At 56.2% G+C, this 16,747-nt stretch carries 10 protein-coding genes and 1 tRNA gene; 7 read left to right on the top strand and 4 right to left on the bottom strand.

Going from position 1 to position 16,747, the window contains the following annotated elements; all coding sequences use genetic code 11:
- Both QK300_RS11145 and QK300_RS11140 read left to right on the top strand, forming a co-directional pair.
- A partial coding sequence (locus tag QK300_RS11145) for a hypothetical protein (protein WP_281301693.1) occupies nucleotides 1–396 on the top strand: 396 nt, incomplete at its 5' end.
- Nucleotides 326–3,052 carry a cation-transporting P-type ATPase gene (locus QK300_RS11140; protein ID WP_348651883.1) on the top strand — a complete coding sequence of 909 codons (2,727 nt, stop codon included), beginning with the start codon at nucleotides 326–328 and terminating at the stop codon, nucleotides 3,050–3,052. The genes QK300_RS11145 and QK300_RS11140, both read left to right, overlap by 71 nt.
- 76 nt (nucleotides 3,053–3,128) lie before the next feature.
- Here QK300_RS11140 and QK300_RS11135 read toward each other — a convergent pair.
- The 3 genes from QK300_RS11135 to glpX form a co-directional block, all read right to left on the bottom strand.
- Nucleotides 3,129–3,204 (bottom strand) — tRNA-Glu (locus tag QK300_RS11135).
- A 146-nt stretch (nucleotides 3,205–3,350) separates the two neighbouring features.
- On the bottom strand, nucleotides 3,351–5,174 hold the full coding sequence (gene recJ, locus QK300_RS11130; RefSeq protein WP_281301695.1) for a single-stranded-DNA-specific exonuclease RecJ: 1,824 nt from the start codon (nucleotides 5,172–5,174) through the stop codon (nucleotides 3,351–3,353).
- Nucleotides 5,171–6,142, bottom strand: coding sequence for a class II fructose-bisphosphatase (gene glpX, locus QK300_RS11125; RefSeq protein WP_281301696.1), 972 nt, complete (start codon nucleotides 6,140–6,142; stop codon nucleotides 5,171–5,173). The genes recJ and glpX overlap by 4 nt, the downstream gene beginning before the upstream one ends.
- A gap of 168 nt (nucleotides 6,143–6,310) precedes the next feature.
- Here glpX and phaC point away from each other — a divergent pair, with 168 nt between their 5' ends.
- The 4 genes from phaC to speB all read left to right on the top strand — a co-directional run bounded on the left by phaC (nucleotide 6,311) and on the right by speB (nucleotide 14,177).
- Nucleotides 6,311–8,134, top strand: a complete 1,824-nt coding sequence (gene phaC, locus QK300_RS11120) for a class I poly(R)-hydroxyalkanoic acid synthase (protein ID WP_281301697.1) — start codon at nucleotides 6,311–6,313, stop codon at nucleotides 8,132–8,134.
- A gap of 234 nt (nucleotides 8,135–8,368) precedes the next feature.
- Nucleotides 8,369–11,845, top strand: coding sequence for an indolepyruvate ferredoxin oxidoreductase family protein (locus QK300_RS11115; protein ID WP_281301698.1), 3,477 nt, complete (start codon nucleotides 8,369–8,371; stop codon nucleotides 11,843–11,845).
- Nucleotides 11,846–11,919: 74 nt separating this feature from the next.
- A complete protein-coding gene (locus QK300_RS11110; RefSeq protein WP_281301699.1) occupies nucleotides 11,920–13,038 on the top strand; it encodes a Glu/Leu/Phe/Val dehydrogenase in 1,119 nt (372 codons plus the stop codon).
- Between the two features lie 200 nt (nucleotides 13,039–13,238).
- A complete protein-coding gene (gene speB, locus QK300_RS11105; protein ID WP_042084718.1) occupies nucleotides 13,239–14,177 on the top strand; it encodes an agmatinase in 939 nt (312 codons plus the stop codon).
- Nucleotides 14,178–14,222: 45 nt separating this feature from the next.
- Here the strand turns inward: speB and QK300_RS11100 are convergent, their stop codons facing one another.
- On the bottom strand, nucleotides 14,223–16,226 hold the full coding sequence (locus QK300_RS11100) for a S9 family peptidase (protein WP_281301700.1): 2,004 nt from the start codon (nucleotides 16,224–16,226) through the stop codon (nucleotides 14,223–14,225).
- Nucleotides 16,227–16,348: 122 nt separating this feature from the next.
- On the opposite strand from QK300_RS11100, the gene QK300_RS11095 reads away from it, so the two are divergent.
- A complete protein-coding gene (locus tag QK300_RS11095; protein ID WP_281301701.1) occupies nucleotides 16,349–16,693 on the top strand; it encodes a tRNA-binding protein in 345 nt (114 codons plus the stop codon).
- The last annotated feature ends 54 nt before the right edge of the window (nucleotides 16,694–16,747 follow it).

The following is a 16,747-nucleotide window of genomic DNA, read 5'->3' as shown; positions in this document are numbered from 1 at the left end:
GCCCACCGGAAAACACGAACCAAATGGTGCTGCAATGGCAGTGAATTTAAACCGGACAGCAGTGGGTCAAGCCCGGGGTGGCGGGGGAAAGACGTCCGTCATCGCGCCGCGTCGCGCTGCGCATCATTGATTTTGCTCATTTCCCTAGAGCATTTGGACGCGATTTCCTTGCCGCTCCGTGATCCCACCCCGCTTGAAATCGCTCTAGGCCATCACTGGTTTTTGGTGCATGCTGGCCTCTTCATGATGAGGCTTTTTTGGCACAATATCCACAATCTGCTTCTCGCCGGTGAAAGCATCTTGATTGCATGGGGGATCGATGACTATGCCAAATGCGGATCAGCGCCAGCCATCATGGCACATCTTAACAACCAAGGAATCGCTCGACCGCCTTGAGACGCAGGCGGGCGGCCTTTCTGAAACCGAGGCGACAGAGCGGCTGGCGAAATATGGCCCGAACCGGCTGCCTGAAGGCGCCCGGCAAAACGGCTTCCTGCGCTTTCTAAAGCAATTTCACCATCTTCTGATCTATGTGCTCCTTGGCTCTGCGGTGCTGACAGCAGCGCTCGGCCATTGGATCGATACATGCGTCATTCTGGCCGTGGTCCTTGCCAATGCCCTGATCGGCTTCATTCAGGAAGGCAAGGCAGAAAAGGCGATGGATGCCATTCGCCATATGCTCGCCCCCCACGCCACTGTGCTCCGCGATGGGGAACGCCACAGCATCAAAGGCGATCACCTCGTTCCCGGTGATATTGTCTTGCTTGAAGCCGGAGACAAAGTGCCCGCTGATCTGCGCCTTTTGGCCGCGCATGGCATGGCGGTGCAGGAAGCTATCCTGACCGGTGAATCCGTACCCGTTGAGAAACATATAAAGCCGGTTGCTGAAAATGCTGCCTTGGGAGACCGATCATGCATGGCATTTTCCGGTACCCTGGTCACGACCGGGCAGGGAAAAGGCGTGGTCGTTGGCACCGGCAGCCAAACCGAAATCGGGCGCATCAGCGGGCTGCTGTCAAATGTTGAAACGCTGACCACGCCCCTCGTGGCGCAGATGGCTGTTTTTGCCAAATGGCTGACCCTCTTCATTCTGCTGATTGCCGGACTTCTCCTAGTATATGGCTATTTTGTCAGCCGCCATGAGTTCACGGAGACATTCATGGCGGTGGTCGGGCTCTCAGTTGCCGCGATTCCCGAAGGATTGCCCGCCGTGCTAACCATCACGCTGGCCATCGGCGTTCAGGCCATGGCGCGCCGCAATGCCATTGTCCGGCATTTGCCAGCGATTGAAACTTTGGGGTCGGTTTCCGTTATCTGCACCGATAAAACCGGCACCCTCACCCGCAATGAAATGATGGTGGCCTCTATCCTGACCGGTCGGCATCTCTTCACTTTGGAAGGTGAAGGCTATGCGCCCATGGGGGCACTCAAGCTGCTGGATGCGCAGGTAAAGCCATCCGACCATGCCCTGCTTTCAGAACTCGGCCGTGCGGCGGCCCTGTGCAATGATGCGATCCTGCGTCAGCAGGAAGGCGCATGGATGGTGGAGGGCGACCCGATGGAGGGGGCACTCCTCGCCTTCGCCGGAAAAATGGATCAAGATATCAGCAGGACACAGGCCCTGTGGACACGCACCGGCATCATCCCCTTCGATGCCAAGCACCGCTTCATGGCGACCCTTAATCATGACGATGAAGGCCGAGCCTTCATTTTCGTCAAAGGCGCACCGGAAAAAATTCTGGCCATGTGCCGGGATCAGCGCGGCACGGATGGCGAAACGGAAGCGCTGGCGATCGATGACTGGCATGAGAAAGCCTGTTCCATCGCGGCGCTCGGACAACGCGTGCTTGCCTTTGCCATCAGGCCGGTGGAAGCCGACCATAAAGCGCTTGACCATAAAGATGTTGAAGGCACGCTCACGCTTTTGGGCATGACGGGCATGATCGACCCGCCGCGTGCTGAGGCGATAGCCGCCGTCGAAGACTGCCATCAAGCCGGCATCCGGGTGAAAATGATCACCGGCGACCATGCACAAACGGCCGCCGCGATTGCCAAGCAGATTGGCCTGAAAAACCCCGAACAGGTTTTGAGCGGGCACAATCTCGACGACATGGATGATGCCACGCTACATCAGGCCGTTCTGGATTGCGACATTTTCGCCCGGACCAGCCCGGAACATAAGCTGCGATTGGTGATGGCGCTGCAATCCCATGGCTTGACCGTGGCAATGACCGGAGATGGCGTGAATGATGCACCCGCCCTGAAACGCGCGGATGCGGGCATCGCCATGGGGATGAAAGGCAGTGAAGCGGCCAAGGAGGCAGCGGATCTAGTGCTGGCGGATGATAATTTCGTTTCCATCGCCGCCGCCGTGCGCGAAGGCCGCACTGTTTACGACAATATCAAAAAGGTCATCAGCTGGACACTACCAACCAGTGCGGGCGAAGCGATGACCATCATCGTCGCTTTATTGGCGGGGATGACCCTGCCGATAACCCCGGTCCAGATTTTATGGGTCAATCTGATCACCACTGTAACCCTGGGCATCGCGCTTGCCTTCGAGCCGACGGAAGAAAATACCATGCGCCGTCCGCCGCGCCCGCGTGATCAACCGCTGCTGACCGGCGGACTGATCTGGCATATCGTGCTCGTCTCGATCCTGTTTCTTTGCGGCGTATTCGGCATGTATCACTATGCCATCGAACAAGGTTACGCGCTGGAACTCGCCCGCACCATCGCCCTTAATACGCTGGTGGTGATGGAAATATTCCACCTGTTCTTCATCCGGAATATCTATGGAACATCGCTGACATGGAAGGCGATACGCGGAACCAGAATGGTGTGGACAGTGGTCATCGTTATTACTGTCGCGCAGTTCGCTCTGACCTATCTTCCGCTCATGCAAACCGTTTTTGCCACAAAGCCCATCTCATTGAAGGATGGTCTGCTGATCATCGGCATGGGCGTGGTGCTGTTTGCGATCATCGAAACCGAAAAGCAGATCCGCCTTCGTCTGATGAAAAAAGTGACGAATGCTGATGATCGGGCATAGCGTCTGATATGCTGTAGAGCCTGCCGCTATTGGCCAAGCCAAGCGCATTTCAATATAATTTCATGATGTCAGGAAATGGTGACCCCTACGGGACTCGAACCCGTGTTTTCGCCGTGAAAGGGCGACGTCCTAGACCGCTAGACGAAGGGGCCGTGCGGCTTGCGTGGAGCGGTGTTTAGACAATGCAGGCATGATCCGTCAAGCACCCTTCGCCAAAATCCGAAAAATATTTGATCCCATGTGCAAATATGCGCGGATTTTTGCGCGCATATCCCAAGATGAGGCCTGATCTCCATCCTTAAACAAGGGCGGCATCATCGATGGTCATTTCGATTTTTGGCGTCATGCCCCATTCATCGATTTTGAGCTTTCCCGCCAGATGAAAGCGCTTGCCCACCCCCCCCATAAGGGCCGCCCCCAGATCCTGATCGGCCGCGCGAAAGGCAATCGCCTTCAATCGCCCGCCCCCACGGCCTGCGAAAATGCAGCGCACATGGCCACGGCCCACTTCATCGCAGCGCACCAGATCAAGATCGGGCAAAACAAAACGCGGCGCCGGATTGCCCATACCAAAAGGGCCAAGGCGTTCAAGAGCCGTAACCAATTCAAGGCTGGCCCCTTTCAGGCTGAGCACACAATCCACCTCATGCAGGCGGCCCGCACGGGCCTTTTCCACCCGCGCCAAAAGCCATTGCTCCAGAAAATCACGAAATGCCGGAAGCTTTTGCGCCGATGCGCTGAAACCCGCCGCCATGGCATGGCCGCCGCCCTTTTCGAGATGGCCCAGCCGCATCGCTTCTATCACCGCCGCACCAATATCCACATGGGGAATCGATCGCACCGAGCCTTTCGCCTCGCCCGCATCATCGATGGCGATCACGAAAGCGGGGCGGCCAAAGCGTTCGGTGAGCCGCGAGGCGACAATCCCGATCACCCCGGGATGCCAGCCCCGCCCTGCTGCAAAAACCAGCGGATGGGGATCGCCGCCTGCGCTTTCTTTCAACACCTGGGCCAGGGCTTCATCGGCAACCGCGGCTTCCAGCGCCTGGCGTTCGGTATTATGAAAATCAAGCTGCTCGGCCATGTGTCTGGCTTTTTCAGGATCATCGGTGGTCAGCAACCGCGCCCCCAGATCAGCCTCGCCCACCCGGCCACCGGCATTCACCCGAGGGCCCAGCAAAAAGCCCAGATGATAAACCCCCGGCATCTGATCCATGCGCGCCACATCAGCAAGCGCCGCCAGCCCGATATTGTGCCGCCGGGCCAGCACCTTCAATCCCTGCGCCACAAAGGCCCTGTTCACCCCGGTGAGCGGCACCACATCACACACCGTGCCCAAAGCCACCAGATCCAGCCATTGCATCAGATCCGGTTCAGGTCGGCTCGCCCTATACCAACCCGCCGCGCGCAAAGCGCGATTGATCGCCACCACCAGAAGAAAGCTCACCCCCACAGCGGCAAGCTGCCCATAAGTGCCATCTTCATCAAGGCGATTGGGATTGATCACAGCCACCGCAGGCGGCAAGGCGCTTTCGGCCTTATGATGATCAACAACGATCATATCAAGGCCCATGGCCTGCGCCGCCTGCAAAGGCTCGAACGACAAGGTGCCGCAATCAACAGTGATGACCACTTGGGTCTGTTCATCCGCCAGAATCCGCAAAGCCGCCTCATTGGGGCCATAGCCCTCGCGCAGGCGATCCGGGATATAAATCCGCGCCAGCGCACCCACAGCAGCGAAAAACCGCCACAGCAAAGCGGAGGATGTGGCCCCATCCACATCATAATCGCCAAAAATCGCGATTTTTTCTCCACCCATAATGGCTTTTGCCACGCGATCGGCCGCCACATCCATATCCGCAAAGCGCGAAGGATCAGGCAGGCTCTGGCGCAAAACGGGCTGGAGAAACGCCTCGGCCGCATCAATGTCAATGCCCCGGCCCGCCAGCACCCGCCCAACGATTTCATCGAGTTCGAGGCGCTGGCTCAAGTGCAAAGCGAGACGATCATCACAGGGCCTGAGCCGCCAGTGCCGCCCGCTCAAGGAACGGCTGACGCCCAAAAGGGCATCCTGATGAGGCGCGGGCGCGGCATCGGCGCTTATGCCGGGTTTTGTGCTCAATTGCGGTTGATCTCATGCTTGATATGATCAGATCGGATATGACGCACCGTGCGGGTGGAAGCCCGCATCACCAGAGAATGGGTGCGCCAGCCGATCCGGGTTTTACTCACCCCCTTCATCATCGTGCCATCGGTCACACCGGTTGCGGCAAAAATGGTATCGCCACAGGCCAGTTCATGCATCTGATATTTACGATGAAGATCCGTGATCCCGATGCGCTGCGCCCGTTCCTTTTCATCGTCATTGCGGAAAACCAGCCGTCCTTGAAACTGCCCGCCCACGCAATTAAGCGCTGCCGCGGCCAGCACCCCTTCAGGGGCGCCCCCCTGGCCCAGATAAAGATCGATGGCGGTATCGGGTTCGGTAGTGGCGATGACCCCGGCAATATCACCATCGGGGATCAGGCGCAGCCGAACCCCAATGGCCCGCAATTCATGGATCAGCTTTTCATGACGCGGCCGATCAAGCACGCAAACGGTGATCTCTCCGACTGCAACATTTTTAGCCGCCGCCATTGCCTTCACATTCTCCGTCGGGCTTTTATCCAGATCCACCAGCCCTTGGGGATAGCCGCCGCCAATGGCGATCTTATCCATATACACATCAGGGGCATTGAGCAGATTGCCCTTTTCCGCAATGGCCAGAACAGCCATGGAATCCGGGGCCCAGCGGGCAGTGAGGCCAGTGCCTTCCAAAGGATCGAGGGCGATATCAACCGCCACCCCCCCCAAACCCACTTTTTCGCCGATAAACAGCATCGGGGCGTCATCGCGCTCCCCCTCGCCAATCACCACGGTGCCATCGATATAGAGCTTGTTGAACGCCGCCCGCATGGTTTCAACGGCTGCCTGATCGGCCTCTTTTTCCCGCCCCAAACCGCGCCATTGGGCCGCAGCAATAGCCGCCGCTTCGGTCACACGCACCATTTCAAGAACGAGTTGCCGGTCAAGCGTGCCTTTATCTGTCATGGTTTTTCCTCATCCCCTGTTCCCTTTAAACCCAAAAAATGCCGGACCTCGAAAAGCCGGGGGCTTTGATTGCACGGTATCTTGAATTAACGTACATCTCATAAAAAGGCTAAACAAAGCATCCTCTAAATCTTTTTCAATATCGTACCCCTGATGATGGAGACGGCCATGACGCAATCGGATCATGCTGCAGATAAAACACCGGAAAGCCCCCTTACTCAGGCCGACTGGCAGGCATATTCCGATAATATGGCGAAAGTGGCTACCCGCACCCAGGAACTGATTCAGGAATGGCTGAAAAAGCAGCAGGATGCCCAGCAGGATCAGGATATCGACCCGCTCAATATCGGCGATTCCTTTTTTGAACTGACCGCAAAAATGATGAGCGATCCCGCCCGTCTGGCGGAAACCCAGATGGCCATGTTCCAGGATTATCTGCAACTATGGCAGAATGCGACCCTGCGCATGATGGGGGCGGAAACCGAGGCGGTGATCGCGCCGGAAAAAGGCGATAAGCGCTTCAAACACCCGGAATGGTCGGAAAATCAGCTTTTCGATTTCATCAAACAATCCTATCTGCTGGCATCGCGCCATATCAATAAAGCGGTTGAAGAAACCGAAGGGCTCGCCCCTGAGGACGAGCGAAAAACAGAATTTTACACCCGCCAGTTCATCGATGCCCTTTCCCCCAGCAATTTTGCCCTCACCAATCCGGAAGTCTTGCAAACAACGGTGGAAACCCGGGGCGAAAATCTGATCAAGGGCCTGGAAAATCTGCTCAATGATCTGGAACGGGGCAGCGGCGATCTTTCAATTTCCATGACCGATGAAAAAGCGTTCGAGGTGGGGCGCAATGTGGCCGTCACCCCGGGCAAGGTGGTTTATGAATGCGACTTGTTCCAGCTCATTCAATATAGCCCCAACACCAAAGAGGTTTATGAAAAGCCGCTGCTGATCTTTCCACCCTGGATCAATAAATTCTATATCCTTGACCTTACGGCACAAAAAAGCTTCGTCAAATGGTGTGTCGATCAGGGCATCACGGTGTTCATGGTTTCATGGGTGAACCCCGATGCCAGCCTGCGCGACAAAACCCTTGATGATTATCTGAAAGATGGTCAATTGCGCGCTTTGGAGGTGGTTGAAAAAATCACCGGCGTGCGCGGGATCAATGTCATCGGCTATTGCGTTGCCGGAACCCTTCTGGCCGCCACCCTTGCCTGGCTCGAGGCGCGGGGGGAAGCCGACCGGATCGCTTCCGTAACGTTCTTCACCGCCCAAGTGGATTTCGAGGATGCCGGTGAATTGAAGGTCTTTGTTGATGAAGATCAGCTTGAAGCCCTGTCGCGCCGGATGCAGAAAAAAGGCTATCTGGATGCCAGCGCCATGGCGGGCACCTTCAATATGCTGCGATCCAATGATCTGATCTGGTCCTTTGTGGTCAATAATTATCTGCTGGGCAAAGAGCCCTTCCCCTTTGATCTTTTATACTGGAATTCCGACAGCACCAATCTGGCCGCCGGGGTGCACGCGCAATATCTGCGCGCCATGTATTATGAGAATGCGCTGGTCAAACCCGGCGGGCTGACATTGGCCGGAGAATCCATCGATCTCAGGCGCATCAAAACGCCAGCCTATATTCAGGCCGGGCGCGAAGATCATATCGCGCCGCCACAATCGGTTTATAAAATCACCGGCATTCTGGCCGGGCCGCAGCGCTTTGTGCTGGCGGGATCAGGCCATATTGCCGGTGTCGTCAATCCGCCCGATGCCAAAAAGTACCAATATTGGACCAAATCGGGAAAGCTGCCCAAAAGCCTTGATGAGTTTACCTCGAAAGCCATTGAAACCCCCGGCTCATGGTGGCCGGATTGGCTGCAATGGCTGGAAAAATACAGCGGACCGAAAATCCCGGCGCGTGATCCCGGCAGCGATCAGTTCCCGCCCATCGAAGATGCCCCCGGCCGCTATGTGAAGGTAAAGGCGAAATAAGCTCATTGATCCCCCCCGCGCCTCGGGGGGGGGATTTCTTTTGCAGTGCCCTAAATTTCAATTATTGCGTCTTTGTGATGCATTATTGCGCAAAATCCCCCCCAAGAACGAAAGCTCATTACGATCAATGCATGTCATAATAGGACCTTGATAGAACGCCCGTTCAGTCTTTGGCCCCGCATCGGGCCGCAAGGCTGAAAGAGGGCGCAGCGCATATTGATCCGGGGTCTGCAGATGTTCATGCAAAAAGTCACGCTCGACGATAAATATCAGCTCAGATCGGGCCGCGCTTATATGACCGGGATTCAGGCGCTGGTGCGCCTGCCGATCGTGCAGCGCTGGCGCGATATCGAGGCCGGGCTTAATACCGCGGGCTTCATCTCGGGTTATCGCGGATCGCCGCTTGGCACCTATGATATGGAATTGATGCGCGCGAAATCCTATCTTGAACCCCTCCATGTTCATTTCGAGCCCGGCCTCAATGAAGATCTGGCCGCCACCTCGGTCTGGGGAAGCCAGCAATCCAATCTGGCGGGTCAGGGCCTTTATGATGGCGTTTTCGGCATCTGGTATGGCAAGGGCCCCGGTGTCGATCGCTCCATGGATGTGTTCAAGCACGCGAACGCCGCGGGCACCATGGAACATGGGGGCGTGCTGGCCATCGCCGGCGATGATCATGCGGCCAAATCATCGACCCTGCCCCACCAGACCGAGCATGATTTCATGTCGGCGATGATGCCGGTGCTTTATCCTGCGGGCGTGCGGGAATTCGTTGAATTCGGGCTTCTGGGCCTCGCCATGTCGCGCTATACCGGGGCCTGGGTCGCCTTTAAAACCACATCCGATACCGCCGAAACATCGGCTTCGATTGATCTTGAAGGCGAAAAGCGCTCGATCATCCTGCCCACCGATTTCGAAATGCCCCAAGGCGGCCTGCATATCCGCTGGCCCGATCCATGGCGGGGTCAGGATACCCGCTTGCAACGCTATAAGGGCTTTGCCGCCCATGCTTTTGCCCGAGCCAATCAGATCGATAAAGTCGTTCTGGATAGCCCCAATCCGCGCTTTGGGATCATTGCATCGGGCAAGGCTTATCTCGATGTGTGCCAGGCCCTCCATGAAATGGGCATCACCAAAGAGGTCGCCAGCGAGATCGGCCTGCGGCTTTACAAGGTGGGCATGGTCTGGCCATTGGAACCCCAAGGCGCCCGCGCTTTCGCCGAGGGCCTTGAAGAGGTTCTGGTGGTGGAAGAAAAGCGTGAGATGATCGAATATCAGCTCATGCAGCAGCTTTATAACTGGAAGGAAAGCGCCCGCCCGCGCATCGTTGGCAAGCATGATGACAAGGGCCGCTGGCTTTTATCCCCCGATAATGAGTTGGATATTTCCCTTGTTTCTCATGCCATTGCTTCAAGGCTTGCGCATTTCCACAACACTCCGCTGATCCGGGATCGCCTCGCATGGTTTGAAGCCCGGAAATCCGCTGCCGAAGCCTATGAGCCCGAAACCGCGCGCACGCCGTTTTTCTGTTCGGGCTGCCCGCATAACAGCTCGACCCGGCTTCCCGAGGGCAGCCGCGCTTTGGCGGGGATCGGCTGTCATATCATGGCCATCAATATGGATCGCCATAATGAAACCTTTACCCAGATGGGTGGGGAAGGCACGCCATGGATCGGCACCCATCATTTCACCAAAGAAAAGCATATTTTCGCCAATCTGGGCGATGGCACCTATTCCCATTCCGGCATATTGGCCATTCGCGCTTCGGTGGCGGCCAAGGTGAATATCACCTATAAGCTGCTTTATAACGATGCCGTGGCGATGACCGGCGGCCAGGAAGCCGAAGGGCATTTAAGCGTGCCGCAGATTGCCGCGCAGCTTGTGGCCGAAGGTGTGGGGCGCGTGGCGATTGCCTCGGAACGCCCTGAAATCTATGCCAAAGCCGCCCTGCCTCCCGATGTGGAGGTGCATGAGCGCGATCAATTGATGAACCTGCAATATGAAATGCGCGAGATGAACGGCGTAACGGCGATCATCTATGATCAGACCTGCGCTGCCGAAAAGCGTCGCCGCCGGAAACGCGGCAAAATGGAAGATCCCGACAAACGGGTGATCATCAATGATCAGGTTTGTGAAGGCTGCGGCGATTGCTCGGTGCAATCCAATTGCGTGTCGGTTGAGCCTTTGGAGACCGAATTGGGGCGCAAGCGGCAGATCAATCAATCCACCTGCAACAAGGATTTCTCCTGTCTCAAGGGTTTTTGCCCCTCATTCGTGACGGTGAAGGGCGGCCAGCTCAAGAAATCGAAAGCGGGCGGCAAGGAAACCGATCTGCCTGATGTGCCCATGCCAAAGGTGCCCGCATTGGAAGAAAGCTATAATATTCTGGTGACCGGCATTGGCGGTACCGGGGTGCTGACCATTGGTGCCCTTTTGGGGATGGCCGCGCATCTGGAAGGCAAGGGCTGTTCGGTTCTCGATATGGCCGGATTGGCGCAAAAAGGCGGAGCGGTGCTTTCGCATATCCGCTTATTTGCGGAACAGGATCGCGAAGCCAGCGCCAAGATCATCACCGGCGGTGCCAATCTGTTGCTTGCCTGCGATAGCGTGGTGGCATCAGGCAAAGATGCGCAAACCGCCCTTTCAGAAGAACGCACCCGCGCGGTGATCAACACCACCCTCACCCCGGTGGCCGATTTCGTGCGCAATCGCGATCTCGATTTCAAGGAACTGGCCGTGCAAAAGGCGATTGCCGCCCGCACGATGAAAGATGGCCGCTTTCCCCTGCCCGCCACCGGGCTGGCCACGGCCCTGATGGGGGATTCCATCGCCACCAATATGTTCATTCTGGGCTATGCTTGGCAAAAGGGGCTGATCCCGCTGAGCCTCGACAGCATCAAGGAGGCCATCACACTGAATAAAGTGGCCATCGACAATAATCTGCGGACCCTGCATTGGGGCCGCGCCGCCGCCCATGATCTGGCGCTGATCGAAAAGCTGGTGGCTCCCTTTGATCGCGAGGCGGATCGCTTTCACGCGAAAAATCTTGATGAAGCCCAAAGCTATCGCGAACATTTTCTGGAAAACTATCAGGATAAAAAACTGGCCGCCCGCTATCGCGCGATGGTGGAGGATGTGCGGGCCGCCGAGCACAAGATCGGCGCCGATCATCAGGCCCTGACCAAGGCGGTCATCCATAATTATTTCAAGCTCTTGGCCTATAAGGATGAATATGAAGTGGCGCGGCTTTATGCCTCGGGCGATTTTGAAAAGCGCCTGAAAGCGCAATTCGAGGGCGATGTGCGCTTGAGCTTTCATATGGCCCCGCCCTTATTTTCAAAGATCGATCCGCGCACCGGCAGGCCCAAAAAAACCGAATTCGGGCCATGGATGCTACCCGCCTTCAGGCTTTTGGCCAAATTGAAGGGCCTGCGCGGCACGCCTTTCGATCCCTTTGGCTATAGCGCCGATCGCAAGATGGAACGCCAATTGATCGCCGATTATGAAGCCATGCTGGCCCATATTCTGCCACGCTTGCAGGCGGATAATCTCGATTGTGCCATAGCCCTTGCCGCCCTGCCCGATATGGTTCGTGGATTTGGCCCGGTGAAGGAAGATAGCGTCGAACTGATGCTCAAGAAGAAAGCGGAATTGCTGGATCGGTTCAACGATCCCACGATCAAAAACCCTGAAATCATGGCGGCGCAATAATGTGTCGGCCCACAACCAATCGTTAAGACGCAACAGATAAAGCTTCTGTGCTCTCTAGTTTAAAAGGATATCTCATGCCTGTTTTTTCCACACGCGCCTTCAATAAACATGAACAGGTGGTTTTTTGCAGCGATCCGGTCACCGGATTGCAGGCGATCATCGCCATTCATTCCACAGTGCTTGGGCCAGCGGTGGGGGGCTGCCGTTTTTGGGATTATGCCGCCGCCCATCGCGGGGCTTCCCTTGAAGTGGCGCAAAAGCGTGCCGAAGAAGATGCGGTGTTTGATGTTTTGCGGCTTTCGCGCGGTATGAGCTATAAAAACGCCATGGCCGGGCTGCGGATCGGCGGTGGTAAATCGGTGATCATCGGCGATCCCAAAAGCATCAAGACACCGGAATTGCTCAGAAAATTCGGCGAGCATCTGACCCGTTTGGGCGGCCGATATTATACCGCCGAAGATGTGGGCACAAAGCCGCAGGATATGGAAATCATCCATCAAACCAGCAATTATGTGGTGGGGCTTGAAAGCGGCGATTTTGCCACAGGCGATCCTTCGCCGCATACCGCTTTGGGGGTTTTCGCCGGGATCGAGGCCGCAGCAAAATATAAGCTCGGCCGCAAGGATTTAAAAGGCTTAAGCGTTGCCATTCAGGGTGTGGGCAATGTAGGCCGTGATCTCGCCATGCATCTGCGTGAAGCCGGGGCGAAGATCATCATTGCCGATATCGTGAAGGAAAATATCGAGCGTGTTTTGGCTGCTGGCCAGGCGGAGGTGGTGGATGTGCAAAAAATCCATGCCGTGGATGCCGATATTTTCGCCCCTTGCGCTTTGGGTGGGGTTTTGAATGCCAAAACCATCCCGCAGATCAACGCCAAAATCATCGCTGGCGCTGCCAATAATGTGCTCGATGATGAAGTGGCGGATGATATCGCCCTGCAAAAGCGCGGCATTTTATATGCCCCCGATTATATCATCAATGCCGGCGGGATCATCTCCGTAGAATCAGAGGTTTATCAAGAACATCTCGACCATCATGAGCGGTCCAAAAAAATCGCCCGGATCGCCGAGACCCTGATCGAGGTTTTTGAAACCAGCGATCAAAAGCAACAGCCCACGGGCAGGATTGCCAATGAACTGGCAGAACAGCGCATCGATGCCAAGCGCCAAAGCCTGAAAGATGCGGCCGAATAATCACGGCGGCACTCTTTCATCTCAAGCCATGCGCGGGACATCAGCGGATGCCCCGGCGTGGTTTGTGTGTTTTTGGGCCTTAGCATCCCTGATAAAGGTTTCTAAGGCTGGACCCATCCCCGGCTTTGTAATAGAAAGCGCGCGCGGCCAAAAGCCTCGCCCTTGCGCTCCGATAGCCCCATGCTGAAAGGACCATATTCATGACAGATCTTCGCTATCTTTCGTCGGAAGACGGATTTCTTGGTCTTGACAGCGAAAACAGCCCACCCCCCGAAGAAGCCCGGGCGGTGATCGTTCCCTTTGGGCTGGAAGCCACCGTTTCCTATGAAGGGGGCACCGCAAAGGGGCCGCAAGCCATGCTTGATGCCAGCCATGAGGTGGAGCTTTTTGACGAAGAATTCTGGTTCGAGCCCGTGCATCATTATGGGGTGGCGACCCTGGAGCCGCCGAAAATCGAGAAACCCGTTGAAAAGGCACTGGATCAGCTGGCCGCCATCACCGGCGAGATTTTATCCCAGGATCGTTTTCCCATGGTGTTCGGGGGCGAACATTCCATTACTCCGGGGGCGATCCGGCCATTTCTGGAACAGGTTCCCGATCTGGTGGTTTTGCATTTCGATGCCCATGCCGATCTGCGCGATGGCTATAATGGGGAAAAATTCAGCCATGCTTCGGCCATTCGCCGGATTCTCGATGATCCCTCGGCGGAGGTCGTTTCGGTGGGAATCAGGAATATCTCGCAAAGCGAAATCGGCTTTTATGAAGATAATCGTGATCGCATCCATATCCATTGGGCAAAAGATAAAGCCCTATGGACATTGGATAAAATCATCGAGCCCTTGCGCGACCGGCCGATTTATCTGACCTTTGATCTGGATGGTTTCGATGGTTCGGTGATGCCTGCGACCGGCACCCCGGAACCGGGCGGCCTGTTTTGGGATGATGTGATGGCGATCATCCGCAAGGCGGCTGATGTGGGCGATATCATCGGGGCCGATATCAATGAACTGGCACCCCGACCCAATTTGCATGGCTGTGATTTTCTGGCTGCCAAGCTTGCCTATAAAATCCTGTCCTTCGCGCATCTGGGCATGCCCGAAAAACGCGGGGCGCGACCTTCCAATCAATCCCTGCATTAAAATATCAGCCTGCCCTTTTTATGGGCGGGCTCGCCCTTTACGGGATCATTCTACGCCTAGATGCTGCTCCAGAAATTGGGCCACAGCGCGATAAAGGGCCACCCGATTATTAAGTTTGCGCACCCCATGGCCTTCATCGGGAAAGCGCATATAGATAACCGGCAATCCATTGGCGCGCAGGGCTTTTACCAGCCTGTCGGATTCGGTGACCGGATCGCGGGGATCATTGGCGCCATGCTGCACAAACATCGGCACCTTGATCTGATCAGCCCGGCTGATGGGCGATAATTCCGCAAAAAAGGCGCGATCATCGGGATCGTTGATATCACCATATTCCAGCCGATCCGATGCCTTTAATGCCGGTGAGGCTTCTTCCAACGCCCGCACCCAATCGGAGACCCCAACAAAAGACACTCCGGCCTTGAAGGCATCGGGATAGCTGCCCAAAACGGCATTCACCATATAGCCCCCATAAGAGCCACCCATCACCGCAGCGCGATCCGCATCGACCCTGCCATCTTCTTTTAAAAAGGCCAAAGCATCCACCAGATCCCGCACGGAGTCCGGGCGCTTTCTTTGGTTATCCAGCCGGGCATAGTGTTTCCCAAAGCCGGTTGAGCCGCGCACATTCACATCCAGAACCGCAACACCACGGCCCAAAAGATATTGTGTCACGCCCGAAAATGTGGGCCGGGCCTGCGCCGTTGGCCCGCCATGCACATCAATCACCACGGGTGGTTTCACGCCATCCGGGCTTTTTGCCGGCAGATATAAAAGCCCATGCAGCATAACCCCATCCCGGGCCTTGAAATAAACCGATTGCGGGACCACCAGCGTTCTGGGATCGATACCCGCCAATTCGGCACGGGCGGCATGGGCAAAAGCCCCATCCGGAAGCGACCAGCTATAAACTGCACCCGGAATATCGGGAGCCGAGACCCGAACCGACAAAACCGAAGCCCGATCGGCAAAATCAATGCCATAAACCCCGGCGGGCAAAGCCGGAGACTCGATCATTTCGTTTTGCGCCAGATCCCGCGCATAAAGCTTTGAAGTGCCGCCGTCATTCACGGTCCAGATCAGATAGCGCCCATCATGGGACAGCGCCAGATCATCCACATCATGATCGGGCGTTTCGATCCAATCGAGCGATCTTGAGGCCAGATCATAATAGGCAAGGCCTTTGAAATTCCGCTCATGATCGCTGATCAGATAAAAACCCGCGCCATCCGGTCGCCATTGAAATGTGCCATAATAAGCGCTGATTTCAGGGCTAAACAGGGTTTGAAAGGCCCCATCATCCACATTCAATAGGTGCAGATCATTGCCATCCTCGCCCCGGGTTTCAGAAATGATTACCGACGATCCACCCGGCTGCCACGGCCCGGCATAAAAGCCAAAGCGACCCTGATGCACCATGCGGCTTTCACCGGTCAGGCGATTGGCCACATAAAGATCGAAATCCGTGCCATTCCGTGCGGTTGAAGCATAGATGAAGCGCTTGCCATCCGGCGAGAAGCTGCCAAAATTGCGATAGGCATCAGAATGGTCGAGAATCTGCCTTTCGGCTCGGCCATCGGCACTGATCTGCCAATAGGCTTCGCGCTCATCGCCATTGCGGTCTGCCGCATAAAGAAGGGATGGCCCTTCCTCATCGGATGGCGGCAGCCAATGAAATGCGGTGACCGCCGCGCCAAAGGTGATCTGATGCGGCCAGCCTCCTTTGGCTGGCACCGTCCATATCTGGGGGATGCCCGTGACCGTGCTGGTAAAAGCAAGGGTTTTTCCATCCGGCGACAAAGCCGCCCCGCCAATGCCGCGCACCATTAAATATCGCACGATATCGGTGGGGTTTTCCCCCGCCAATCCCGGTGCCACCGGCCCCACATCGGGAATATCGCCGGGATAGGGCCAATCCTGCGCCACCGCCATCGTGATGAAACCGCAGAAAAAAACCGGCAATGCCAAAAACCGCATGGCTGAAGCCAGAAAGCGGTGGCGCGGAAATCCTGTCCCAGCGGGATCAGACTTGTTTGAAGGCTGCGGCATGTTTGTTTCCTTGTCCCCAGACGGCAGTTAAAGCTAGACTATGGCAGAAGATATTTGAGGATGATCAGACCTCAAACACAGGAAATCAACAAGAAACGAAATGACGAGAAAGGCACTGACCAATGGCTGAACCGAGCCTGAGCTGGGATCAATTCATGGCTGTGGAGCTACGCGCCGGAACGATCATCAAGGCCGAAGCCTTCCCCGAGGCCAAAAAGCCCGCCTATAAGCTGTTGATCGATTTCGGGCCCCGGATCGGCCTGAGAAAAACCAGTGCCCAGATCACCGATCATTATCAGCCGGAAACTCTGGTCGGTCGGCAGATTTTGGGGGTGGTGAATTTCCCGGCCAAGCAGATCGGCCCGATGATGTCGGAATGTTTGGTCACCGGCCTTTATCATGACGATGGATCGGTCATTCTGGCGGTGCCGGATCGGGTGGTTCCCAATGGCGCCCGATTGGGTTGAGGCGAGGATCGGAACGCAAGAAGCCTTCCCCGCGCGCCCGCATTCCTCTATCAC

It is taken from the genome of Iodidimonas sp. MBR-22 (genome assembly GCF_029946565.1).
GTDB classification, from domain to species: domain Bacteria; phylum Pseudomonadota; class Alphaproteobacteria; order Sphingomonadales; family Rhodothalassiaceae; genus Iodidimonas; species Iodidimonas nitroreducens.
The sequence above is the reverse complement of the archived record's forward strand: the minus strand, read 5'-3'. Positions and strand labels throughout refer to the sequence as shown.

What these genes read in the sequence shown, in the direction of transcription:
- phaC (WP_281301697.1), top strand. Translation starts at nt 6,311, where the DNA reads ATGACGCAATCGGATCATGCTGCAGATAAAACACCGGAAAGCCCCCTT.
- QK300_RS11100 (WP_281301700.1), bottom strand. Translation starts at nt 16,226, where the DNA reads ATGCCGCAGCCTTCAAACAAGTCTGATCCCGCTGGGACAGGATTTCCG.
- QK300_RS11110 (WP_281301699.1), top strand. Translation starts at nt 11,920, where the DNA reads ATGCCTGTTTTTTCCACACGCGCCTTCAATAAACATGAACAGGTGGTT.
- QK300_RS11115 (WP_281301698.1), top strand. Translation starts at nt 8,369, where the DNA reads ATGTTCATGCAAAAAGTCACGCTCGACGATAAATATCAGCTCAGATCG.
- QK300_RS11095 (WP_281301701.1), top strand. Translation starts at nt 16,349, where the DNA reads ATGGCTGAACCGAGCCTGAGCTGGGATCAATTCATGGCTGTGGAGCTA.
- speB (WP_042084718.1), top strand. Translation starts at nt 13,239, where the DNA reads ATGACAGATCTTCGCTATCTTTCGTCGGAAGACGGATTTCTTGGTCTT.
- glpX (WP_281301696.1), bottom strand. Translation starts at nt 6,142, where the DNA reads ATGACAGATAAAGGCACGCTTGACCGGCAACTCGTTCTTGAAATGGTG.
- QK300_RS11140 (WP_348651883.1), top strand. Translation starts at nt 326, where the DNA reads ATGCCAAATGCGGATCAGCGCCAGCCATCATGGCACATCTTAACAACC.